Source organism: Campylobacter sp. US42a, assembly GCF_004379055.1.
GTDB classification, from domain to species: domain Bacteria; phylum Campylobacterota; class Campylobacteria; order Campylobacterales; family Campylobacteraceae; genus Campylobacter_D; species Campylobacter_D jejuni.
The window spans coordinates 74,315-96,391 of sequence record NZ_RYYK01000007.1 but is presented as its reverse complement, the minus strand read 5'-3'; the positions used below and the strand labels follow the sequence as shown (position 1 = coordinate 96,391).

Sequence of the window (22,077 nt, the reverse complement as noted above, 5' to 3'; positions counted from 1 at the left end):
GACTTGTTAAATGTCTTCATTACTTACTTTATATATAAATCCTATGTTTATTTTTATTGTTGTTTTAGATGGTGTTTAGAATTGTGTTTAAAAAAGAGTTTGTTACTGGTTAGGGTTTTTAGAGAGAATAGGGTGTTTTTAGGGTTTGGAAAGTTTAATATATTTGTATGAAAAGTAAAATAAATTAAATTTTATTCACACATTCTTTAAAGACTTTTCCACGCTCTGCGTAAGAGTTGAACTGATCTAAACTTGCACAAGCGGGACTTAAAAGAGCCACTTCATTGACTCTTAAGTGATTTGAAATTTCATTTACAGCTTTAGATAAAACTTCACATTTATAGGCTTTCAAATTCGCTTTTTTTGCATAATCAAGCATTTTTTCAGTACTAATACCTATAGCATAGAGTTCTATATCAAATCCTTTCATAAAATCAAATAAATTGCTAAGATCTACACCCTTATCATCTCCCCCTATGATAAGATGGATTTTTTTATCTTTATAGCGACTAAGTGCAGCCATTACAGCACTTTCATTTGTAGCTTTAGTGTCATTTACCCAAAGCCTATTTTGACTGTCTTTAAGCTCTTCGAGTTTATTTTTTTCCATTACAAAGCTATTTAAAAGCTCATAGCTTAAAGCATCAAGTAGAATTTTTTCTATAGCTAAAGCCATGATAGCATCGAGTAAAAAAGGATTTTTAAAGGAAATTTTTTCCGTATCAATGCCAAATTTAACAGCTAGATCTTTTTCATCTTCATAGCTTATTTTATGAGCTTTTGTTGGAGTATTTGCATAAATTTTAGGCAGTATTACTACATCACATTCATTCATTCTTTTTAAAACGCTTAGCTTATCTTGAACATAATTATCAAAACTTCCATGCCAAGAAAGATGATCAGGACTTATAGGTAAAAGTGCATAAATTTCAGGTTTAGCTTTATGAGTGTAGTGTAGGGTAAAAGATGAAGTTTCAAGTATCCAAAGTTTTGCATAAGGATTAAGCTCTGCTAAAGGAGTTCCAACATTTCCACCCATAACAGCACCAATGTGTGATAATAAATGTGTAGCCATTTGAGTGGTAGTGGTTTTGCCATTGGTTCCGCTTATCCAAACGGATTTTGGCATGATATCATAAAAAAAGTCATATTCACTTTGTAAATTTTTTGCTTTTTGAATGAGTTTGTGCTTTGGTGGAAAACCTGGACTAGGAATTTCAATATCGCTTAAATTATCATCAAAATCATTAGGATTTAAAAGTAAATTTCCTAGTGTATCTTTTTTTGTTTCTATAAAATGATCATCATAGATATCAAAAGACCCAAATTTATCTACCAAATTTTCAGCAATAGCGCGTGTGGTTTTTCCATATCCAAAAAGTGAAATTTTCATTATCTTAGCTTTATTGATGCAAGTGCAAGTAAATTTGAAAGTAGGGCTATCATCCAAAAACGCACTATAATTTTATTTTCTACCCAGCCAACTTTTTCAAAATGATGATGAATAGGTGTCATTTTAAATACTCTTTTATTAAAAATTTTAAAACTTCCAACTTGTAAAATTACAGAAACAGTTTCAAGAACAAAAACAAAACCTATGAGTAAAAGTAAAATTTCATTTTTGCTAATGATAGCTAAAAATCCTATGAATCCACCTAAAGCTAAACTTCCACTATCCCCCATAAAAACCTGTGCAGGATAACAGTTGTACCATAAAAATCCCATTAAAGCACCGATTAATGCAGCACAAATAATCACTACTTCACCAAGTCCTTGAATTTTTGGCAAAAGTAAATATTCACTATAATTTAAATTTCCGCTCAAATATAAGAATATCCCTAAAGTAGATAAAGAAAAAATACTTGGAACTGTAGCTAAGCCATCAAGTCCATCGGTTAAATTTACAGCATTAGAGCTAGAAATTAAAACCAAAATCCAAAAAGCAATGGCAAAAATTTCCATATCAAAAAGAGGATGTTTGTAAAAAGGTATAAAAAGTTCTGTGCTAAGTTCTGAACTAAAATATAAAGGTAAGATACAAATAAGTCCTGCGATGATTTGCGCTAAAAGCTTCATTTTTGGGCTAAGTCCTGAATGATTATCTTTTTTTAGAACTTTGCCTAAATCATCTACGAGTCCTATCAAACAAAAAAGTATCAAACAAAGCAAAGCACTTATAGCAAAAATATTATCAAATTTGATACAAAATAAACTTGCGATTACTGCAGAACTGATGAAAATAAGCCCACCCATGGTTGGAGTATGGCATTTGGTTTTATGAGTTTCTGGGGCATATTCGTAAATAGGTTGACTAGCATTTTTAGCTTTTGCCCAAGTAATAAATTTAGGCATTAAAAATAAAGACAAACATAAAGCGATAAAAAAAGCAAATCCTGCACGCACACTAATATAAGTAAAAAAAGCATAATGACTTAAATCTGAAAGATAATACAAAACCTAGCCTTCTTTTTGGTTTTTAAAAGTTTAATTTTAGTAAAATCTAACCAAAAAAATTCTTATAAAAGAGAGAAAAATGAAGCAAAAATGCGTTTTAATTATTACAGATGGAATAGGGTATAATAAGAATAGTAAGTTTAATGCTTTTGAAGCAGCTAAAAAACCAAGTTATGAAAAGCTTTTTAAGGAAGTCCCAAATTCTTTACTAAAAACGAGTGGTTTAGCTGTAGGTTTGCCAGAAGGGCAGATGGGAAATAGTGAAGTAGGGCATATGTGTATAGGAAGTGGGCGTATTATTTATCAAAATTTAGTGCGTATTAATAAAGCCATTGAAAACAAAGAACTTGAAAAAAATGAGAATTTACAAAAACTTTTAGCAAAATGTAAAAGAGTGTATATTATAGGGCTTTATAGCGATGGCGGGGTGCATTCTATGGATACGCATTTTAAAGCCATGCTTGAAATTTGTGCGAAAAATGGCAATGAAGTTTTTGCTCATGCAATCACTGATGGGCGCGATGTAAGTCCAAAAAGTGGCTTAAATTTCATAAAAGATTTAAAAGAATTTTGTGAAAACTTAGGCGTGCATTTTGCTACGCTTTGTGGGCGTTTTTATGCTATGGATAGAGATAAGCGTTGGGATAGGGTAAAAGAGTATTATGAGTGCTTGTTAGGTAAGGCTTATAAAGTGCCAAATTTATTAGAATACCTACAAAAATCTTACGATGAAAATGTTACTGATGAATTTATCAAAGCAGCTCAAAATGAGAATTACAAGGGCATGAGAGAAGAAGATGGCATTATCTTTATCAACTTTAGAAATGATAGAATGAAACAACTTGTTGAAGTGTTAAATTCTAAGGATTTTAAAGAGTTTGAACGCGAAAAAATCTTTGAAAATTTACTTACTATGAGTGTTTATGATGATAAATTTAAACTCCCTGTGCTTTTTGAAAAAGAAAAAATTGAAAATACTTTAGCGCAAGTGATTTCTAAAGCAGGGCTTAGTCAGCTTCATACCGCAGAAACCGAAAAATATGCCCATGTAACTTTCTTTTTTAATGGCGGAAAAGAAGAGCTTTTAGAAAATGAAACAAGGGTTTTAATCCCAAGCCCCAAGGTAAAAACTTATGATGAAAAACCCCAAATGAGTGCTTTTGAAGTGTGTGATGCAGTGAAAAAAGGCATAGAAAAGGGTGAGGATTTTATAGTGGTAAATTTTGCAAATGGAGATATGGTTGGACATACAGGTGATTTTAATGCTGCTATAAAGGCTGTTGAAGCGGTGGATACTTGTTTGGGCGAGATTGTAGAATGTGCAAAAAAGCATGATTATGCTTTTATCATTACAAGTGATCATGGAAATTGCGAGGCTATGCAAGATGAAAAAGGAAATTTGCTTACCAATCACACTACTTTTGATGTTTTTGTTTTTGTGCAAGCAAAGGGAGTTTCAAAGATTAAAGATAATATGGGGCTTAGTAATATCGCTGCAAGCGTGCTTAAAATTTTAGACTTAGAAATTCCAAAAGAAATGAATGAGGCTTTATTTTAGTTTGTTTGCCTTTTTTATAAGAAATTTGTTAAGATTGCAATTTTTAAAATTAAACTTATTAAGGATAGATAATGAAATTTAGTGGAAAAAATGTTTTAATTACTGGAGCAAGTAAGGGAATAGGTGCTTCTATCGCAAAAACTTTGGCGGGTTTTGGACTTAAAGTTTGGATTAATTATCGTTCAAAACCTGAACTTGCAGATGCTTTAAAAGATGAAATTATTGCAAGTGGTGGCGTTGCTGCTGTGATTAAATTTGATGCAAGCAAAGAAGACGAGTTTGAAAATGGTGTAAAAATCATAGTGGAGAGCGATGGAGAGTTAAGTTATCTTGTAAATAACGCAGGCGTTACAAATGATAAACTTGCTTTAAGAATGAAATTAGAAGATTTTAGTGGCGTTGTGGATACGAATTTAAGCTCAGCTTTTTTAGGTTGTAGAGAAGCTTTAAAAACCATGAGTAAAAAACGCTTTGGTGCTGTTGTAAATATCGCTTCTATTGTCGGAGAAATGGGCAATGCTGGACAAGTAAATTATTCTGCTAGTAAAGGTGGAATGATAGCTATGACTAAATCTTTTGCTAAAGAAGGAGCAAGTAGAAATTTACGCTTTAACTGTGTAACTCCAGGTTTCATAAAAAGCGATATGACTGAAGTTTTAAGCGATGAAATCAAACAAACCTATCAAGATAATATCCCTTTAAAACGCTTTGCAGAACCTGAAGAAGTGGCTAATTGTGTAGCATTTTTACTTAGTGATTATGCCTCTTATGTGACAGGCGATGTACTTAAGATCAATGGTGGTTTATATATGTAAGGAAAAATGATGGATTTAAAAGAAATAGCACAATTTTTAGATGATAATGCACCAGCATTTTTAGCCACTTTAGGAACTTGTGGAAATCCTAGAGTGCGTCCTATACAAAGTCCATTGCTTGTGAGAGATAAAATTTATTTTTGCACAGCAAATACAAAAGGACTTTTTAAACATATAAAAAATTATAATGGTATTGAATTTTGTTCTTGTGCAAAAGATGGGACTTTTTTAAGACTTAGAGCTAATGCGGTTTTTGAACCAAATTTAGAAGTTAAAAAAATGATGTTCGAAAAATACCCTTATCTTGTAAATCTTTATGAAACTCCACAAAATCCAAAATTTGAAGTTTTTTATCTTGATCATCTAAGCGCTAGAATGCAATTTATGAATGGAGAATTTAAGCTTTTTAAGGCTTAATGATTTGATAATTTTATTAACTATATATTAATTAAGATAAATATTATCTTAATTAATATTAACTTTTTGTTATTTTTTTAAGGTATAATCATTCCGTTTAATTTGCAAGGAATAGATTATGATATATTGCAAAAATTTTTTAATATTTATTTTATTATATTCATTTATCTTCTTTGATTACTTATCTTATGCTTTTTTATATTTACTAAATTATAAATTTGTTTTTAATCCATTTTATATTGAAAGGAGAGTTTGTTTTTGGATTTTTGGCATGCGGTTATGTAAGATTGACTTACATTAAAAATTATTATTAATTTTTTTTAAATAAGGAGAATGATATGGGTGAATTTTCTAGAAGAGATTTTATAAAAACAGCCTGTATTAGTGTAGGAGCTTTAGCTGCAAGTTCAAGTGGAGTTTATGCCTTAGATGATTCATCTAAGATGGATAAAGATACAAATTTACCTTCTTGCGATGTTTTGGTAATTGGATCAGGTGGAGCAGGTTTGCGTGCTGCAGCCGCAGTGAGAAAAGAAAATCCAAAATTAAGCGTTGTAGTAGCTACAAAGATGATGCCATCGCGTAACGCAACTTGTATGGCAGAGGGTGGAATTAATGGAGTTACTGATTTTTCTAATGGAGATTCCTATAAATTACATGCTTATGATACTATTAAAGGCGGAGCTTATTTGGTAGATCAAGACGCGGCTTTAAAATTTTGCGAATTAGCTGGAAAGGCTATTTTTAATATGGATTTTATAGGAACCTTGTTTTCAAGAAATGAGCAAGGTGGAGTAGCTCAGCGTTTAATGGGAGGAGCTTCTAAGAAACGCTGTAACTATTCTGCAGATAAAACAGGTCATATTTTAATGCATTCTTGTTTAGATGATGCTATTAGTAGCGGTGTGAAATTTTTAATGGATCATGAGCTTTTGGATATAGGTGTTGTGGATGGAAAATGTGAGGGTGTCGTTTTAAGAGATATACAAAGCGGTGGAATTTATCCTGTGTTATGCAAAGCTTTGGTAATTGCTACAGGGGGATACACAAGGATATTTTATAATAGAACTTCAACTCCTTTTATTGCCACAGGAGATGGCGTGGCAGCTGCTCTTAGAGCAGGACTTGGTTTTGAAGATCCTGAGATGATACAATTTCACCCAACAGGAGTTGCAAATGGTGGAACTCTTATTACAGAAGCGGCGCGCGGTGAAGGGGGATATCTTTTAAATAATCGTGGTGAGCGTTTTATGAAAAATTACCATGAAAAAATGGAGCTTGCACCGCGAGATGTAGTTGCACGTGCTATAGAAACAGAAATTCGCGAAGGTAGAGGTTATGGTGAGGGACTTGGAGCTTATGTTTTGTGCGATGTACGCCACTTAGGAAAAGAAAAAATTTTAAAAGATTTACCAAAAATTCGTCACACTGCAATGCTTTTTGAAAATATTGATTTAGTAGATACTCCTGTACCTATCCGTCCAACGGCGCATTATTCTATGGGTGGAATTGAAGTGGCTAAATTTGAAGATATGAGTACTAAAATTGCTGGAATTTATGTAGGTGGAGAAGCTTCTTGTATTTCTATACATGGAGCTAATAGACTAGGGGGAAATTCTTTAGCCGATGCAGTTGTAACGGGGCATTTAGCAGGCATTGGTGCGACAAATTATGCCAAAGATGCAAGTTTTGGAAAAGGGGTAAAAACTCATGAACTTGCTCAAAAATGGCAGGCTAGATTTAAAGAAATTACAAATAATGGCGGAAATGGTCAAGAAATGTATGAATTGCGAGAAGAGCTAGGAAGTCAAAATTGGGATAATATGGGGATTTTTAGAACTCAAGAAAAACTCGATCTTCTAGCAAAAAATTTAGAAGATATACAAGCAAGATATGAAAAAATTCGTATTCCAAATCCTAATGAAGTGATGAATACTGCTTTTACAGATTATGTAGAGCTTGGTAATTTGATTTTACTTTCTCGCTGTGCTTGTTTAGCAGCTAGAAATAGACTTGAAAGTCGTGGGGCTCATACTAGAGAAGATTATCCAAAGCGAGATGATAAAAATTTCTTAAAACATAGCATTGTAAATTTAGAAAATGATGAATTAAAACTTAGTTATAAAGATGTCGTGGTAACTGAGTTTTCACTTGATGGAAGGAGAGTACAATGAAAATCATCATAGATCGTTTTAATGGCAAGGAAAAATATGAACAAAGTTATGATATTGATGATAAGGATATACAAGGAAAAACTCTGCTCTCTCTTTTGCTTTTTATCAAAAAAACGAAAGATATTACTTTAAATTTTACTGCCTCTTGTCAATCTGCAATTTGTGGGGCTTGTGCAGTGCGTGTGAATGGGCATTCTTATCTTGCTTGTGATACTAAAATGCAAGATTTGTTAAAAGAATATGATAATCCTTCAAGTATACGCATTTCTCCGCTTGGAAATTTTAGAGTAATTTCTGATTTAATTGTGGATTGGGAGCCTTCTATAGAAAATTTAAGAAAAATTCGTCCTGCCATGGTGGCAAAAAATGAATTTTCAGCAGAAAAGGGCTGTAAACAAAGTCAAGAAGAATTTGATCGTATTAGCAAGCAATGGGATTGTATTTTATGTGGTAGCTGTGCTTCAGAGTGTAATAAATTAGAAGCAGATAGTAGCGATTATATGCAACCTTTTGTTTTTACTCATGCTTGGCGTGCAGCGGCAGACTCTCGAGGTAAGGATCCTATGTTGCATGTAAAACCTAGTGTAATGAATGGACTTTGGCTTTGTGTTCATTGTCAAGAGTGCGCTGATCGTTGTCCAAAGGGTATAAGTTCAGTAAGTGATATAGCAAATTTAAGAGTGATGGCGATTAAAAAAGGTTTAAATGAAGGCTTAGGGCCTGATCATGCTGAAGCTTTTTATAAAGATTTAGTTGAAGGTTCAGGACGCTTGAATGAAATTTATCTTGCTTTACGTTCTGAGGGTGTTATAGGTTCTATGGGTAAAACAGATATAGCTTTTAAACTTATGCGTGCAGGAAAAATGAATCCTATGCATGTTTTTGGCGAGGATGAAATAGAAGGGCATAAAGATTTGGTTAAAATGATAAAGGCGGCACAAGAAGCTGCTGTTAAGGAGTAAAATATGCAAAAAGAATACGCTTTTTTTCCAGGTTGTGTTTTATCTCAAGCTGCAAAAGAATCTAAAATTTCACTTGAAGCTATTGCACCTATTTTGGGTTGGAAGTTGAATGAAATTAAGGGATGGAGTTGTTGTGGGGCTTCTCAAGCGCAGTGTGTTGATCCTATTGCGACTTTGGTAGCTAATGCAAGAAATATTGCTTTAGCAGAAGAGATGAAAATGCCAATGCTTACAACTTGTAGTACTTGTATGCTAACTTTAACTAAAGCAAAAAATACTCTTGATAAGGGTGCAAAAGAACGCATCAATACTTTTTTAGCAAAAGGTGGAATGAAATATCAAGGTTCAACGCCTATTACAAGTCTTTTGTGGGAGCTTTATGAGGATTTGGATAATTTAAAAAGCAAGGTGAAAAAGCCGCTTTCAAATTTAAAAGTAGCTTTATTTTATGGTTGCCATAGTTTAAGACCTGAAGATACTTTCGGTAAAAAAGAAAGTTCAACCAATCCAAAAAGTTTTGAAAGTGTAGTAGAAGTTTTAGGGGCTAAAATAGTTCCTTTTGAAAAACGCCTTGATTGTTGTGGTTTTCATGCTTCCTATCCTGCAGAAAAATCTGTGAAAAAAATGTCTAGTCAAATTGTCAATAATGCAAGTGAAAATCAAGCTGATTGTGTTGTAACACCTTGTCCACTTTGTCAAATGCAGCTTGATATCTATCAAGAAAGATTTCAAGATTATACTAGTTCTAAAGCAAGATTGCCTATTATTCATTTATCACAATTAGTAGGACTTGCATTAGGACTTTCTAAAGAAATGGTTGGTTTAGATTATAATATTATTGATGCAAGTAAAATTGCATAAAAACATGGGCAAAAAGCCCATGTTTAAAGATTTAATTCCATTCTTAAAGAATGCTCCCAAAAAGCCACTTCCAAGCGTGTTACAGTATGAAAAATTTCGCTGAGTTTTTGGAATTTTTGTGCACTAACACTTGAAGTATAAGAATTAACAAAATCTTCAAATTCTTTAGCTTCATTTTGAAAATTTTCACTTCCATAGGTCAAAATCCATTCCTTGTAAGGATGATCTTTTAAATTTTCATTTTTTAAACGATTTATAATTTCAGCACCTATTTTTGCATAGCCTATAGTGCAAGCACTAAGAGCAACTAACATATCTAAAAAATCTCCATTTTCACCTACGCTTAACATATAACGCGAATAGGCTATATTGACTAAACTTTCATCTTTTGTATCGAGTTCATCTGCATTAATGCCAAGAGATAAAATTGCACGATGAAGTTCCATTTCTCCTTCAACTATATAATTTTGAAATTTCATAGCAAAACGAAGTTCTTTTGCGGTATTTGAGTTAAGTGCTAATCTTGCATAACATTTTGCGTAATTAAGCAAATAAATATAATCTTGCTTGAGATAAAAAAGAAAATTTTCTTGCTTTAGGCTTTTATCTTCCAATTTTTTAACAAAATCATGATGTAGATAAGCATTCCAAATTTTTTGATTTTCTTTGATTAAATTAGAGAAAAGCATCATTTTTCCTTTATGTTTTAATATTTTATTTTCAAGTATAATGAAAAACTATAAATATTTTAAGCTTTTTATAGTAAAATACGCTTTATTTTAATTTTTTGAAGGAGAACAAATGGCAACATTTGATGATGTAAAAGCAGTAGTAGTAGAGCAATTAAGCATTGATGCAGATGCAGTTAAAATGGAATCAAAAATTATTGAAGATTTAGGTGCTGATTCTTTAGATGTTGTAGAGCTTATTATGGCTTTAGAAGAAAAATTTGAAGTAGAAATTCCAGATAGTGATGCTGAAAAATTAATTAAAATTGAAGATGTTGTAAATTATATTGATAATCTAAAAAAATAATTTTTTTCTTGCAAGGAGCTTATTCTTGAAAAGAGTTGTAGTTACAGGTATTGGTATGATCAATGCCCTTGGTTTAGATAAGGAAAGTTCGTTTAAGGCAATTTGCAATGGAGAAAGTGGGGTAAACAAAATTACTCTTTTTGATACTACAGATTTTCCTGTTCAAATTGCAGCTGAAGTTAAGAATTTTGATCCATTAGAGGTTGTTGATGGCAAAGAAGTAAAAAAAATTGACCGTTTCATACAACTTGGAATTAAAGCAGCAAGAGAAGCAATGCAGGATGCTGGATTTAGCGAAGAATTAGACAAAGAAGAATTTGGCATTGTTTCGGCTGCTGGTATTGGAGGTTTGCCTAACATAGAAAAAAATTCCATTATTTGTTCCGAGCGAGGTCCGCGTAAAATTTCCCCTTTTTTCATACCTTCAGCACTTGTAAATATGTTAGGAGGTTTGATTTCTATAGAGCATGGACTTAAAGGGCCAAATATTTCTTGTGTTACAGCTTGTGCAGCAGGAACTCATGCTATAGGAGAAGCTTATAAAAGTATAGCTTTGGGAAATGCTAAAAAGATGTTAGTCATAGGTGCAGAAGCTGCGATTTGTCCTGTGGGTATAGGTGGTTTTGCTTCAATGAAAGCTTTATCAACTAGAAATGAAGATCCACAGCATGCTTCAAGACCATTTGACAAAGAAAGAGATGGTTTTGTCATGGGAGAAGGTGCTGGAGCTTTAGTTTTTGAGGAATATGAAGAGGCTAAAAAACGCGGTGCTACAATTTATGCTGAATTAATTGGATTTGGAGAAAGTGCAGATGCGCATCATATTACTTCACCAACTTTAGATGGGCCTTTAAGAGCTATGAAAAAAGCTTTAAATATGGCAGGGAATCCAAAGGTAGATTATATCAATGCACATGGAACTTCAACCCCTGTAAATGACAAAAATGAAACAGCAGCAATTAAAGAGCTTTTTGGCAATAATATCCCGCTTATAAGTTCCACCAAAGGACAAACAGGTCATTGCTTGGGTGCTGCAGGTGCAATTGAAGCAGTTGTTAGTGTTATGGCTTTAAGAGATGGGGTAGTTCCACCTACAATCAATCAGCTTGTAAAAGATGATGAATGTGATCTTGATTATGTTCCAAATATATCAAGAAAAGTAGATTTAAAAGTGGTGATGAGTAATTCTTTTGGTTTTGGTGGCACAAATGGCTGTGTTGTATTTAAAAAAGTAGATTAATATGGCTTCTTATTTAGATTTTGAAAAAAATATTCAGCAAATTGATGAGGACATTATCAATGCTCAGATTAAAGGAGATACTGAAGCTGTATCGATTTTAAAGAAAAATCTTGAAAAAGAAATTTCTAAAACTTATAAGAATTTAAGCGATTTTCAACGTTTGCAATTAGCGCGTCATCCAGATCGCCCTTATGCTCTTGACTATATTGAACTTATTTTAAATGACGCTCACGAAATACATGGTGATCGTGCTTTTAGAGATGATCCTGCTATTGTTTGTTTTATGGGTTATTTAGGAGAGAAAAAAATAATTGTAATTGGCGAGCAAAAAGGGCGTGGAACAAAAGATAAAATCGCTAGAAATTTTGGTATGCCACATCCTGAAGGTTATCGTAAAGCTTTAAGGGTAGCAAGACTTGCAGAGAAGTTCCAAATTCCTATCTTATTTTTAATAGATACTCCGGGTGCTTATCCTGGTGTAGGTGCTGAAGAAAGAGGGCAAAGTGAAGCTATCGCTAGAAATTTATATGAATTAAGTGATTTGAAAATACCGACCATTGCTATAGTTATTGGAGAAGGCGGTAGCGGTGGGGCGCTAGCTATAGGGGTTGCAGATAGACTTGCAATGATGAAAAATTCTGTTTTTTCAGTAATTTCTCCTGAAGGTTGTGCTGCAATACTTTGGAATGATCCTGCAAAAAGTGAAGCTGCAACCAAGGCTATGAAGGTAACGGCTGATGATTTAAAATCTCAAGGTTTAATTGATGATGTTATAGATGAGCCTACAAATGGTGCACATCGTAATAAAGAAGCTGCAGCAGTAGCTATTGCTGATTATGTAAAAAAATCTCTAAATGAACTTGAAAATATTGATACGCGAGAACTTTCTGCAAATCGTATGCAGAAAATTTTAAAGCTTGGAGCCTATCAAGAGGCTTAAGCTTTTACTTCACTTTTTTTAAATAATTTTATTATTTATAATTGTTATCAAAATTAAGTTAATTAAAAGTATTCTTTTTTTATACTTCAAAAATGATTTTAAATATCAAAATAATTATTTTTTAAAGGAATTAATTTGACTCAAATCAAAAATATAAAATTTAAAAAAAGTTTACTGTGTTTTTTAATTTTATCTGGAGCTTTGTTAAAAGCAGAAGAAAAATATCAACTTAATGATGTTGTGGTTAGTGCTAGTGGTTTTGAACAAGATTTGGTTGATGCGCCTGCTAGTATTTCTATCATTACAAAAGAAGAGCTTGAAAAAAAGCCAATTAAGGATATAGGGGAGGCTATAGGAGATATTCCAGGTGTAGATGTGACTATGAATAAAACAGGCACTTATGATTTTAGCATACGAGGTTTTGGTAGTTCTTATACTCTAGTTTTAATTGATGGAAAACGTCAAAGTGTTGCAAATGGGTTTTATGATAATGGTTTTAGTGGCAGTGAGTCAGGATATCTACCACCTTTGTCTATGATAGAGCGTATTGAGGTTATACGTGGTCCAGCTTCTACACTTTATGGCAGTGATGCTGTAGGCGGTGTGATAAATATTATCACTAAGAAAAATCCTGATAAGACTGAGGCAAATATAGAATTTAACACTCTTTTGCAACAGCACTCTAATCACTATGGCAATGCTGGGGAATTTAACGCTTATGTGGCAACTCCTTTGATTGAAGATGCATTATCAATTTCTGTAAGGTTGAAGTATTATGATAAGGCAGCTTCTGATTTAAAATGGCCTACACCGGTTTGGAATAGTAGTCAACAAAGACCTGATAATTATCAAATTGCTAGCCATAGTCCAGGTGCTTTTACTAGTTTAGGTTTTGGTTCTAGGCTTAATTGGACAGTAGATGATAAAAATAATATATATTTTGATATAGAACGATATATTAATGAAATTTCAGTGAATTCTACAAGTAGTAGGGCTATTAAAAGTGAAAGACAACTTTTTAAGGATAATATTGTTTTAAATCATGATGGTAACTATGATTTTGGTTCAACTAACTCATATTTACAATATGGTAGCACTAAGGATAAGGAGCTGCATAGCCAAATTTGGGTAGGAGAAGGTAAGGTTGTTTTACCTTGGAATTTAGGTCAATACGGTAATTTAGTAAATACCTTTGGTGCAAGGATTGATTATGAGATGTTAAAAAACGATCAAGCAAGCGCAGGTAGTCAAATAAGAGGTAAAAATCTTGATCAAACCACGGTTGCGCTTTATGGGGAAAGTGAGTATTTTATAACAGATGATTTGATTTTTACTACAGGTTTACGTTATATTTATAGCGATTTGTTTGATTCTGAATTTACGCCTAGGGTTTATTTGGTTTATCACTTAAATGATAATATAGCCTTTAAAGGAGGTGTTTCAAAAGGCTATAAAACTCCTGCTGCTAAGGAGTTGACAAATGGATATTATAATTATGCCAATGGTAATGCTTATTTTGGAAATCCTGACTTAAAACCAGAAGAAAGTATAAATTATGAATTGGGCGTTGATTTTAGGGTATTTGATTTTGCACATTATTCTATTACAGGATTTATTACTGATTTTACAAATCAAATCAGTAGTGAAGATTTAACAGGTATGCAAAATGGTATTGATTGTAATGGTGTTACTGTTTGTACGCGTCCTATTAATCTTGGAAAAACACAGACTAAAGGTGTAGAATTTGCATTTAATACCAAAACTTACAATGGCTTTAGCCTAAATTCAAGTTATACTTTTATGGATAATCGCTACAAAGATGGTCAAAAAAATTGGTTTGGTGGTGATAGAATAGAAAATTTACCAAGGCATATAGCAATGTTAAAATTAAACTATGAGCGAGGTAAATTTAGTTCCTATATAAAAACACGAGCAAGACTTGATACTATAGCTAAAGCAAAAGGTGGCGGTAATGGTAGTCTGCCATGGCGAAAATATAAGCCTTTTTATATAGTGGATTTAGGGATAAATTATAAAATCAATAAGCAATCTAGCTTAAGTTTTGCAGTGCAAAATCTTTTTGATAAAAATTTCTTCGATCCGCAAGTTACTAAATGGGATGGGGTTAATCCTGCTGGATATGCAAATCGTTATCAAGACTATACAGAAGGAAGGAGTTTTTGGTTGAGTTATAAATATGATTTTTAATTTTTTAAGGCTTTAATCACCTTTATATTTTCAAAAAAGCAAAAATAAAGTACAATGTGAAAAATAAATAAAGGTTTTATTATGGCGTTTAAAAATTTAAAAGAACTTTCTTTTGAAAAATCAAATTATATTAAGCCTAAGAGATTTGCTTATGAAAGTAATGGTAAGTTTTGTACTTGGGATTTTATAGAATCTAAAGATAGTGTTTCAGTGCTTTTGTATCATAAAGAATTAGAAAGTTTTATTTTTGTACGCCAATTTCGTATACCACTTTGGTATCATCAAATGCATGATAAAGATTATGTAAAAGATGATAATATAGGCTATACTATAGAGCTTTGTTCTGGGCTTGTGGATAAAAAATTATCTTTAGAGGAAATAGCAAAAGAAGAATGTATAGAAGAACTAGGATATGCTCCTAAAAATTTAGAAAAAATAGGAGATTTTTATACAGGGTTTGGTTCAGGTGTAAGCAAGCAAAGCTTTTATTTCGCAGAAGTTGATGAAAAAGATAAAATTTCTTCTGGAGGTGGAGTTGATGATGAAGAGATTGAAGCTGTTTATGTTAAGGTGCAGGATTTTGAAAAAAAATGTAAAAATATGATAAGAACGCCTTTGCTTGATTTTGCTTATATGTGGTTTTTAAAGGAGAAGTGGGGAAAATTAAAGATTATTTAGGTTAAACCTTAAAAAGGTTCAACCTAGGATTTAATGATCTGACTCATCAAGCATTTCTTTAAATACATTGAAAAGATCAAGCGATGCATTTTCAGCAACTTCGCATTTATTAATTATGCTGTGTTGAGTAATATCTTTGCTAATATCTTCTGTATTTGCTATTGTTATAGCATTATTCATATTTTCATGAACTTTTTCATGTGGCTCGTTAATTTTTAAGAAGCTTTTATTTTGCCCAAATCTTTCTTTTCCTGTGCTAGCAAGCCATTTTCCTAAGCGACAAGATGTATGATCGGCTAATTGCTTTCCTGATTTGGAAAAAATTTCTTTATAACCATTTAATTTAAAAGCTATATGATCTAGTTTTGCTAAAGATACGAAAGCTTCTGAAGCGATACCAACTGCATTTGAATTAGTAGAATGCGCTTCATTTACTAAGTGGGTAAATTTTTCGGAAAAACTCATAATATGAGCATTAGAATCTATAGAAATTTTTTCAACTTGCTCACTTTGAGTATACATTTCATTTGCATTTTGCTTTAGAAGGTTGATATTCATTTCAACTTCTGTGGTTGCTTTTTGTGTTTTTTCAGCTAGTTTTCTTACTTCATCGGCAACAACAGCAAAACCACGCCCATGTTCACCTGCGCGTGCAGCTTCTATGGCAGCGTTAAGAGCTAAAAGATTGGTTTGATCGGAAACATCTTTAATTAGATTAATTACATTAGTAATTTCATCTACACTTCTATGCAATGTTCCTGCAACATCTCTTGTTTTATTGGCTGATTCTGTAATATCCCCTAAGGAAGCATTGATAGAATTAGCAATATGGTTAAGTTCATCCATTTCAGCAAGAGAAGTTTTAGAATAGCTAGAGATAACTTCTGCCTTATTTACATTTTCTAACATATCGCCTTGAACAATAGTAATATTTTTTAAAACCCCAGTTAATAAAACATTTAAAAGATCTGTTTTAAGTTTAGATTCTAAAGCCGCTTGTTCTAATGATGTAATTTTATTTTTTAATTCTAAATTTTCCGATTGAAATTTTTCAATTTTATGTGTAAGATTTTTATTTTCTTCTTCAAGTTTTTGAAGATCAGAATGGTTTATTTTACTTCCAAACATTGTTTTGCCTTATTTTTTATAATTTGCTAGATATTGGCTAAGTTCATCTTTTACATGAAGCTTTTCTTTTTTTAAGGTTGAAATTTCCATGCTGCTAAGAGAAGTTCTACCTTCTTCTGCATCTTTAATCATGTCATCAAGTTCATTATGACGATCAAATAGTTTATCAAAATGAGCATCTTTACCTTTTAGCTCTGACATTAATTCTCTATATTCATGTAGCATAAACTCTCCTTGTATTAGTGAAATTTAAAATTCATTTAACAAGGTATTTTACACTATTAAAAGATATTTTTGGCTTAAAAAATAATAAAATTAATAATAATTTTTAAATGTGTGTTATATAAGTGATTTATTAAAGTTTATTTTTAAATTGGAAATTTTAAAATTGAGGAATAAATCCTCAAAATTATTTAGAATTTTGTTTTTTTAGAGTTCTTAGAGTAGAAGCTGCGATTCTCATTTTTCTCGTGGTGCCATCTTCTAAAGTTACACGAACTGTTCTGAGATTAGGTAAAAAGCGTCTTTTTGTTTTATTGTTAGCATGGCTGACATTATTACCCACCATTGGACCCTTGCCTGTGATTTGACATACTCTTGCCATTTTCTTGTCCTTATGAAAATTTTTAAATGGAGATTTTATCAAAATTAAGCTTAAAATATTCCATAATTTATAGTTTTTTTAATATATAAGTCGATAAAATATTATTTATCACATTTATATATAGTTTAAGGTTTTGATCATGTATGTAGCTCCAAGTTTATTGTCTGCAAATTTTTTGAAATTAGAAGAAGAAGTTAAAGCTATTGAAGCTGCAGGTGCAGATCTTTTACATATTGATGTAATGGATGGACACTTTGTTCCAAATTTGACTTTTGGACCTTGTGTAATCGAAAAAATTTCAACTATTAGTAAGTTGCCATTAGATGTGCATTTGATGGTTAAAGATGTAAGTAAATTTGTAGATCTTTTTATCCCTTTGAAACCAAAATTCATTTCTTTTCATATGGAAAGCGAAGTTCATCCTATAAGGCTTTGTGAATATATAAGAAGTCAAGGAATCCATCCTGCCATTGTTTTAAATCCACACACTCCGATTGATTCTATCAAACACATGCTAGAATTTGTAGATATGGTGCTTTTAATGAGTGTTAATCCTGGGTTTGGTGGGCAAAAATTTTTACCTTTGGTACATGAAAAAATCAAAGAATTGCGCCAAATGATTGATAAAAAAAATGCTAAAGTTTTTATAGAGGTTGATGGTGGTGTTAATGGTTTAAATGCTAGCGATTTAGAAGAATCCGGAGCTGATATTTTGGTGGCTGGAAGTTATATTTTTTCTTCTAATGATTATAAAACTGCAATTTCATCTTTAAAGCTTGAATTTTGAGTTTGCAGCAAATTGATCAGATTATTTCTATATTAAATAAGCAAAGCAAGCCTTATGATTGGGTGGTGAAGGAATTTAAAAAGGTTGATGAGCTTAAGGATTACGAGCTTGATTTAGAAACTTTTGAGCTTTTGGGTTTGGGCTTAACTTTGAATAAAGATAATATTTTTACTCTTAAAACACGCACAACAAAAATTAAAGATGAAATTTTTTGTATAGTAGATATAGAAAGTACTGGTGGGGTGAGCAAGGGAGAAATTTTAGAAATTGGAGCAGTAAAAATTCAAAATTCTAAAGAAATTGCACGCTTTCAAAGTTTTGTTAAAGTAAAAGAAATTCCAGAAAATATAACCGAACTTACAGGTATTACTTATGAGATGGTGGAAAATGCTCCAAGTTTAGCAAAGGTTTTAAGTGATTTTAGACTTTTTTTAAAAGACAGTATTTTTGTAGCGCATAATGTGCGTTTTGATTATAGTTTTATTTCTAAGGCTTTAAATGAGTGTGGTTTTGGCATTTTGCTTAATCGTCGTATTTGCACTATAGAATTTGCACAATGTTGTATAGAAAGTCCAAAATATAAACTAGAGGTTTTGAAAGAATTTTTGGGCGTGGAAAATACGCATCATAGGGCTTTAGATGATGCTTTGGCAGCTGCTGAAATTTTTAAATATTGTCTTGGAAAACTTCCTTATCATATAAAAACTACAGAAGAACTTATAAATTTTACAAAAACTGCACGCATAAAGCAAAAATAAATATTTAAAGAGTATAATTAAAACATAAATGACGGGAGCTTGTGTAACAGGCTGAGAGTAAGCTAAAAGCTTAGACCGAACCGGATCTGGATAGTGCCAGCGTCGGGAAGATTTATAAATTTCAATACTTTAAAAATTTATACTCACCCTTCATTTATCCAAATTTTTTAAAGGATAAATTTATGAAAACTCAAATGAATTATGCCAAAGAAGGTATTTTTACTAAAGAAATGCAGATTGTTGCACAAAAAGAAAATTTAAGTAAAGATTTTTTGCTTGAAAATATTGCTTGCGGTAAAATTATTATCCCTGCAAATATTAATCATAAAAGTCTTGATCCAAATGGTATAGGTTTTGGACTGCGTACTAAGGTTAATGTAAATTTAGGAGTTTCAAATGATTGCGTTGATTATAGCGAGGAAATGAAAAAAGTAGAGCTCGCTCATAAATTTGATATAGAAGCGATTATGGACTTAAGTAATTATGGCAAAACAAGTCGTTTTAGAGACGAGCTTGTTAATGTTTCAAAAGCTATGATAGGAACAGTTCCTGTATATGATGCGGTAGGATTTTTAGAAAAAGATTTAAAGCAAATTAATGCTAAAGACTTTTTGGATGTTGTATATCATCATGCTAAAAGTGGGGTTGATTTTATGACAATTCATGCAGGTATTAATTCTCGCGCAGCGCATATTTTTAAACAAAGTAAAAGACTTGCAAATATAGTTTCAAGAGGAGGCTCTGTGCTTTATGCTTGGATGATGATGAAAGATGCCGAAAATCCTTTTTTTGAGTATTATGATGATTTGCTTGACATTTGTTTAAAATACGATGTAACTTTATCTTTGGGCGATGCTTTGCGTCCTGGCTCTACTCACGATGCAAGTGATGGGGCACAAATTTCAGAGCTTATAGAATTATCACTCCTTACTCAAAGGGCTTGGGATGTTGGGGTTCAAGTAATGATAGAAGGTCCAGGGCATATGGCTATTAATGAAATAGAGGCAAATATGCAATTAGAAAAGCGTTTATGTAAAGGAGCACCTTTTTATGTCTTAGGACCTTTGGTAATAGATATTGGTGCAGGGTATGATCATATTAGTGGTGCTATTGGAGGAGCTGTGGCTGCAGCTAGCGGTGCTGATATGCTGTGCTATGTAACACCTGCTGAACACTTAAGACTTCCAAATTTAGAAGATGTTAGAGAGGGTATAGTTGCGACTAAAATTGCAGCTCATGCGGGAGATATAGCTAAACTTCCAAAAGAAAGAGCAAGGGATGATGAGATGAGTAAGGCTAGACAAGAGATAGATTGGGAGAAAATGTTTAAACTTGCTATTGATGGAGAAAAGGCCAAAAAAATGTTTAATGAGCGTCGCCCTGATGATTTAAACTCATGTTCCATGTGTGGAAAAATGTGTGCAATGAATACTATGAATCAAATTTTAAAAGGCGAAGATGTGAGTTTAGCTTGAATAAACTTTGAGAGTAAGATCTATAGAGATACCTTGCTCTCCTGCTTTAAGATTAAGTGGATAATCAAGCTTGATTAAGTTATTATAGTTTTTTAGAGCATCAATAAAATCATAAAGCCTTCTAGGATTGTTCATTGTCGCTTTAATGGCTAAGCGGTTTTTTAGATATTTTTCTTGTTTTTCGGGCTTAGTTTCTTGAATTTTTACGTTTTGAAAATATTTTTGTAAAAAAATATCAAAATTTCCTATATTAAAATTTTGCTCAAATTGCTCTAAACTTTTGTTGTTTTCGCTTCTTAGAGTTGATATTTTATCTTCACTAAAGTCAAATTTTGATTTAGCGGCTTTTAAGATAGCAAGTTGTGAGTTTTCTCTAAGATTTGCTTGTTTGTAATTTTTTAATGTCGGTAAAAGTAAAAATAAGATCAAGGCTGTGCAAACGCTTATAAAACTTAACGCGCAAATGATAAGCTTTAATAAATCAATTTCTTCTAGACTTTTATCTTTCATCTGCAACTCCTGGAATTTGTTTACTAATACTAACAAAACGATACCACCCATTATCTAAGCGATAATAGGTTGTATAGCTTTGATCAAAGATGCTTTTTAAAGGGGTTTCTAAAAGTAGAGTAAACATTTCTCTTGTAGGAGTGACTCCGATAAGTTTTAAGGAATATTCGTCTTGTTCAACACTTTCAAGAGTAATATTATCAGTTTTTACAATAATATCAAATAGATTTCTTAAGCTTTCTTTAACAATTTGATTTTGAGTGTTAAAATTTTTCGCTATTTGGCTTTGATCAAATAAAATTTCATAAAGCATTTCATTTTGCTTAGTTTGATTTTGAAGCACTATAACTTGTTGTTTTTCATCATCGATAGAGCTATTGATTAATGCAATTTTTATTGTATATGTAAAATATACTAGCAAGATAAATAATATACTAAAACCAAAAAGTCCTAGCCAAATTTTATCAAAGAGTGTGAAAATAGGTTTTTTTCTTGGCTGTATGAAGCTATAAGTCATTTAAGCTCCTTTCGCATCAACTCTATCATAAGATCTAAGGTGTTGATTTGTTTCGTTTTTATCTCTAAAAAAGTTTCACTTTCTAAAAAATCAATAGCACTTATGTTAATATCTGATTCGCTATATAATAAAATACCATTGATAAATACCCCAGCATATTTATCATCATTGTAAAATTTTTCAATGCTCGTAATAATATAACGGCAAAGTTCCATATCATTGCTAAATTGATTTAATTCATCAAGATTAAAATTATCATTATTATCCAAAGTTTCAAGATTATTTTCTTGATCAAGTAGATCAAATTTATTATTTAAGGCTTCATTGAAGTTATCTAAGGTAACTTCAGTATCATCGTTGTTGTTTTCAATTTCTTGATTATCTTCTGATGGAAGTTCAAGCTCTAAACCTAATTCTTGCTCAAATATTTTAAAATCACCGTATAAGATAGTATTGCCTTTAGCAACAATAATTGCCAAAAGATGTCCTTGTTTAAATCCATAAAGTAAAATTTGATCATCAGGCTGTTTTTCTTTTTGTATATTGTAGTAAAGAAGGGCAAAAGGGGAATATAAAAAATCTAAACCTCTATATTCTTCAAAAAGCTCGCTATAATATTCCACATGTTCGGTAGCCGTATAAACAAGGGCATTATTAAACAAAATATGCTGTAAGCTGATTTTTCCTATATTAAAGTGCTCACAATCTTGAATATTTGTACTAGGTATTAATCCTTGTTCTTTGGCGTCTAAAAATAAAGCAGTGTGGTAAAATAAGAAATGCTTGCTTAAATTTTTTATGTATTCTAATAAATTTTCACTTTTATCAAAAGTTTTTTCATTGCTACTGATTAGTTTATTTCCTCTGTAAATAGAAGCTTTTACAATATTTTTTTTATCTTCTAAAATAATACTAATAAAAAGTTGTGGAAATATTTTTTTAAGTAAAAATAACAT

24 protein-coding genes and 1 riboswitch are annotated in these 22,077 nt (G+C 31.8%); of the genes, 15 read left to right on the top strand and 9 right to left on the bottom strand.

Features of this window, described 5'->3' with window-relative positions:
* Positions 1 to 184 precede the first annotated feature (184 nt).
* Together murD and mraY are read right to left on the bottom strand one after the other, a co-directional pair.
* Entirely contained in the window at positions 185 to 1,393 is a 1,209-nt protein-coding gene (gene murD, locus ELQ10_RS07530) for a UDP-N-acetylmuramoyl-L-alanine--D-glutamate ligase (RefSeq protein WP_070316515.1), read from the bottom strand.
* Positions 1,393 to 2,454 (bottom strand): phospho-N-acetylmuramoyl-pentapeptide-transferase, encoded by a 1,062-nt coding sequence (gene mraY, locus ELQ10_RS07525; RefSeq protein WP_134250412.1) that lies wholly within the window; start codon positions 2,452 to 2,454, stop codon positions 1,393 to 1,395. Before mraY ends, murD begins: the two co-directional genes overlap by 1 nt.
* Before the next feature lie 79 nt (positions 2,455 to 2,533).
* On the opposite strand from mraY, the gene gpmI reads away from it, so the two are divergent.
* The 7 genes from gpmI to sdhE all read left to right on the top strand — a co-directional run bounded on the left by gpmI (position 2,534) and on the right by sdhE (position 9,241).
* Complete coding sequence (gene gpmI / locus ELQ10_RS07520; protein WP_134250411.1) at positions 2,534 to 4,012, top strand: 2,3-bisphosphoglycerate-independent phosphoglycerate mutase; 1,479 nt, start codon at positions 2,534 to 2,536, stop codon at positions 4,010 to 4,012.
* Positions 3,996 to 4,094: a hypothetical protein gene (locus ELQ10_RS08735; RefSeq protein WP_002869268.1), complete on the top strand. Its 99-nt coding sequence runs from the start codon at positions 3,996 to 3,998 to the stop codon at positions 4,092 to 4,094. Before gpmI ends, ELQ10_RS08735 begins: the two co-directional genes overlap by 17 nt.
* Positions 4,084 to 4,827, top strand: coding sequence for a 3-oxoacyl-ACP reductase FabG (fabG, locus tag ELQ10_RS07510; protein ID WP_002855091.1), 744 nt, complete (start codon positions 4,084 to 4,086; stop codon positions 4,825 to 4,827). The genes ELQ10_RS08735 and fabG overlap by 11 nt, the downstream gene beginning before the upstream one ends.
* A 6-nt stretch (positions 4,828 to 4,833) precedes the next feature.
* Positions 4,834 to 5,244, top strand: a complete 411-nt coding sequence (locus ELQ10_RS07505) for a pyridoxamine 5'-phosphate oxidase family protein (protein WP_010790856.1) — start codon at positions 4,834 to 4,836, stop codon at positions 5,242 to 5,244.
* Positions 5,245 to 5,582: 338 nt separating this feature from the next.
* Positions 5,583 to 7,418 (top strand): 8-methylmenaquinol:fumarate reductase flavoprotein subunit, encoded by a 1,836-nt coding sequence (gene sdhA, locus ELQ10_RS07500; RefSeq protein ID WP_070276152.1) that lies wholly within the window; start codon positions 5,583 to 5,585, stop codon positions 7,416 to 7,418.
* A complete protein-coding gene (gene sdhB / locus ELQ10_RS07495; RefSeq protein ID WP_002854950.1) occupies positions 7,415 to 8,380 on the top strand; it encodes an 8-methylmenaquinol:fumarate reductase iron-sulfur subunit in 966 nt (321 codons plus the stop codon). The genes sdhA and sdhB overlap by 4 nt, the downstream gene beginning before the upstream one ends.
* Positions 8,381 to 8,383: 3 nt before the next feature.
* Positions 8,384 to 9,241 (top strand): 8-methylmenaquinol:fumarate reductase membrane anchor subunit, encoded by an 858-nt coding sequence (gene sdhE, locus ELQ10_RS07490; protein ID WP_134250410.1) that lies wholly within the window; start codon positions 8,384 to 8,386, stop codon positions 9,239 to 9,241.
* Positions 9,242 to 9,264: 23 nt separating this feature from the next.
* Here the strand turns inward: sdhE and tenA are convergent, their stop codons facing one another.
* The gene (gene tenA, locus ELQ10_RS07485; protein ID WP_134250409.1) at positions 9,265 to 9,933 is read right to left on the bottom strand and encodes a thiaminase II; all 669 of its coding nucleotides are present in this window, start codon (positions 9,931 to 9,933) and stop codon (positions 9,265 to 9,267) included.
* A gap of 109 nt (positions 9,934 to 10,042) precedes the next feature.
* Here tenA and acpP point away from each other — a divergent pair, with 109 nt between their 5' ends.
* From acpP to ELQ10_RS07460, 5 genes are all read left to right on the top strand, one after another.
* Positions 10,043 to 10,276 carry an acyl carrier protein gene (acpP, locus tag ELQ10_RS07480; RefSeq protein WP_002854831.1) on the top strand — a complete coding sequence of 78 codons (234 nt, stop codon included), beginning with the start codon at positions 10,043 to 10,045 and terminating at the stop codon, positions 10,274 to 10,276.
* 25 nt (positions 10,277 to 10,301) lie between these two features.
* Complete coding sequence (locus ELQ10_RS07475) at positions 10,302 to 11,516, top strand: beta-ketoacyl-ACP synthase II (RefSeq protein WP_134250408.1); 1,215 nt, start codon at positions 10,302 to 10,304, stop codon at positions 11,514 to 11,516.
* Position 11,517: 1 nt separating this feature from the next.
* Complete coding sequence (locus tag ELQ10_RS07470) at positions 11,518 to 12,456, top strand: acetyl-CoA carboxylase carboxyltransferase subunit alpha (RefSeq protein ID WP_044261650.1); 939 nt, start codon at positions 11,518 to 11,520, stop codon at positions 12,454 to 12,456.
* Positions 12,457 to 12,600: 144 nt separating this feature from the next.
* A complete protein-coding gene (locus tag ELQ10_RS07465; RefSeq protein ID WP_134250414.1) occupies positions 12,601 to 14,664 on the top strand; it encodes a TonB-dependent receptor in 2,064 nt (687 codons plus the stop codon).
* Between the two features lie 81 nt (positions 14,665 to 14,745).
* Positions 14,746 to 15,342 carry an NUDIX domain-containing protein gene (locus tag ELQ10_RS07460; protein ID WP_134250407.1) on the top strand — a complete coding sequence of 199 codons (597 nt, stop codon included), beginning with the start codon at positions 14,746 to 14,748 and terminating at the stop codon, positions 15,340 to 15,342.
* A gap of 30 nt (positions 15,343 to 15,372) precedes the next feature.
* Here the strand turns inward: ELQ10_RS07460 and ELQ10_RS07455 are convergent, their stop codons facing one another.
* The 3 genes from ELQ10_RS07455 to rpmB form a co-directional block, all read right to left on the bottom strand.
* Complete coding sequence (locus ELQ10_RS07455) at positions 15,373 to 16,470, bottom strand: methyl-accepting chemotaxis protein (RefSeq protein ID WP_002855253.1); 1,098 nt, start codon at positions 16,468 to 16,470, stop codon at positions 15,373 to 15,375.
* Positions 16,471 to 16,479: 9 nt separating this feature from the next.
* Positions 16,480 to 16,695, bottom strand: a complete 216-nt coding sequence (locus ELQ10_RS07450) for a YdcH family protein (protein WP_002855201.1) — start codon at positions 16,693 to 16,695, stop codon at positions 16,480 to 16,482.
* 184 nt (positions 16,696 to 16,879) lie between these two features.
* The gene (gene rpmB, locus ELQ10_RS07445) at positions 16,880 to 17,074 is read right to left on the bottom strand and encodes a 50S ribosomal protein L28 (RefSeq protein ID WP_002854974.1); all 195 of its coding nucleotides are present in this window, start codon (positions 17,072 to 17,074) and stop codon (positions 16,880 to 16,882) included.
* A 139-nt stretch (positions 17,075 to 17,213) separates the two neighbouring features.
* On the opposite strand from rpmB, the gene rpe reads away from it, so the two are divergent.
* The 3 genes from rpe to thiC all read left to right on the top strand — a co-directional run bounded on the left by rpe (position 17,214) and on the right by thiC (position 20,094).
* Positions 17,214 to 17,861 carry a ribulose-phosphate 3-epimerase gene (gene rpe / locus ELQ10_RS07440; RefSeq protein ID WP_044305835.1) on the top strand — a complete coding sequence of 216 codons (648 nt, stop codon included), beginning with the start codon at positions 17,214 to 17,216 and terminating at the stop codon, positions 17,859 to 17,861.
* Positions 17,858 to 18,619, top strand: coding sequence for a 3'-5' exonuclease (locus tag ELQ10_RS07435; protein ID WP_044305836.1), 762 nt, complete (start codon positions 17,858 to 17,860; stop codon positions 18,617 to 18,619). The genes rpe and ELQ10_RS07435 overlap by 4 nt, the downstream gene beginning before the upstream one ends.
* Positions 18,620 to 18,640: 21 nt before the next feature.
* Positions 18,641 to 18,745: riboswitch (TPP riboswitch) on the top strand.
* Between the two features lie 56 nt (positions 18,746 to 18,801).
* Positions 18,802 to 20,094 carry a phosphomethylpyrimidine synthase ThiC gene (thiC, locus tag ELQ10_RS07430; protein ID WP_133401902.1) on the top strand — a complete coding sequence of 431 codons (1,293 nt, stop codon included), beginning with the start codon at positions 18,802 to 18,804 and terminating at the stop codon, positions 20,092 to 20,094.
* Here the strand turns inward: thiC and ELQ10_RS07425 are convergent.
* Genes ELQ10_RS07425 through ELQ10_RS07415 form a run of 3 tightly spaced genes read right to left on the bottom strand, consistent with a single transcriptional unit; the run spans position 20,086 to position 22,077 of the window.
* Positions 20,086 to 20,604, bottom strand: coding sequence for a hypothetical protein (locus tag ELQ10_RS07425; RefSeq protein WP_002868197.1), 519 nt, complete (start codon positions 20,602 to 20,604; stop codon positions 20,086 to 20,088). The two genes, thiC and ELQ10_RS07425, sit on opposite strands and share 9 nt — an antisense overlap.
* On the bottom strand, positions 20,594 to 21,121 hold the full coding sequence (locus ELQ10_RS07420) for a hypothetical protein (RefSeq protein WP_002858498.1): 528 nt from the start codon (positions 21,119 to 21,121) through the stop codon (positions 20,594 to 20,596). The genes ELQ10_RS07425 and ELQ10_RS07420 overlap by 11 nt, the downstream gene beginning before the upstream one ends.
* On the bottom strand, positions 21,118 to 22,077 hold the full coding sequence (locus ELQ10_RS07415; RefSeq protein WP_002880681.1) for a hypothetical protein: 960 nt from the start codon (positions 22,075 to 22,077) through the stop codon (positions 21,118 to 21,120). The genes ELQ10_RS07420 and ELQ10_RS07415 overlap by 4 nt, the downstream gene beginning before the upstream one ends.

Bases quoted from the DNA above. Each gene is read 5' to 3' on its own strand.
- murD (WP_070316515.1), bottom strand. From the start codon at position 1,393: ATGAAAATTTCACTTTTTGGATATGGAAAAACCACACGCGCTATTGCT.
- gpmI (WP_134250411.1), top strand. From the start codon at position 2,534: ATGAAGCAAAAATGCGTTTTAATTATTACAGATGGAATAGGGTATAAT.
- ELQ10_RS08735 (WP_002869268.1), top strand. From the start codon at position 3,996: ATGAGGCTTTATTTTAGTTTGTTTGCCTTTTTTATAAGAAATTTGTTA.
- fabG (WP_002855091.1), top strand. From the start codon at position 4,084: ATGAAATTTAGTGGAAAAAATGTTTTAATTACTGGAGCAAGTAAGGGA.
- ELQ10_RS07505 (WP_010790856.1), top strand. From the start codon at position 4,834: ATGATGGATTTAAAAGAAATAGCACAATTTTTAGATGATAATGCACCA.
- sdhA (WP_070276152.1), top strand. From the start codon at position 5,583: ATGGGTGAATTTTCTAGAAGAGATTTTATAAAAACAGCCTGTATTAGT.
- sdhB (WP_002854950.1), top strand. From the start codon at position 7,415: ATGAAAATCATCATAGATCGTTTTAATGGCAAGGAAAAATATGAACAA.
- sdhE (WP_134250410.1), top strand. From the start codon at position 8,384: ATGCAAAAAGAATACGCTTTTTTTCCAGGTTGTGTTTTATCTCAAGCT.
- tenA (WP_134250409.1), bottom strand. From the start codon at position 9,933: ATGATGCTTTTCTCTAATTTAATCAAAGAAAATCAAAAAATTTGGAAT.
- acpP (WP_002854831.1), top strand. From the start codon at position 10,043: ATGGCAACATTTGATGATGTAAAAGCAGTAGTAGTAGAGCAATTAAGC.
- ELQ10_RS07470 (WP_044261650.1), top strand. From the start codon at position 11,518: ATGGCTTCTTATTTAGATTTTGAAAAAAATATTCAGCAAATTGATGAG.
- ELQ10_RS07460 (WP_134250407.1), top strand. From the start codon at position 14,746: ATGGCGTTTAAAAATTTAAAAGAACTTTCTTTTGAAAAATCAAATTAT.
- ELQ10_RS07455 (WP_002855253.1), bottom strand. From the start codon at position 16,470: ATGTTTGGAAGTAAAATAAACCATTCTGATCTTCAAAAACTTGAAGAA.
- ELQ10_RS07450 (WP_002855201.1), bottom strand. From the start codon at position 16,695: ATGCTACATGAATATAGAGAATTAATGTCAGAGCTAAAAGGTAAAGAT.
- rpmB (WP_002854974.1), bottom strand. From the start codon at position 17,074: ATGGCAAGAGTATGTCAAATCACAGGCAAGGGTCCAATGGTGGGTAAT.
- rpe (WP_044305835.1), top strand. From the start codon at position 17,214: ATGTATGTAGCTCCAAGTTTATTGTCTGCAAATTTTTTGAAATTAGAA.
- thiC (WP_133401902.1), top strand. From the start codon at position 18,802: ATGAAAACTCAAATGAATTATGCCAAAGAAGGTATTTTTACTAAAGAA.
- ELQ10_RS07425 (WP_002868197.1), bottom strand. From the start codon at position 20,604: ATGAAAGATAAAAGTCTAGAAGAAATTGATTTATTAAAGCTTATCATT.
- ELQ10_RS07420 (WP_002858498.1), bottom strand. From the start codon at position 21,121: ATGACTTATAGCTTCATACAGCCAAGAAAAAAACCTATTTTCACACTC.
- ELQ10_RS07415 (WP_002880681.1), bottom strand. From the start codon at position 22,077: ATGTTATTTTTACTTAAAAAAATATTTCCACAACTTTTTATTAGTATT.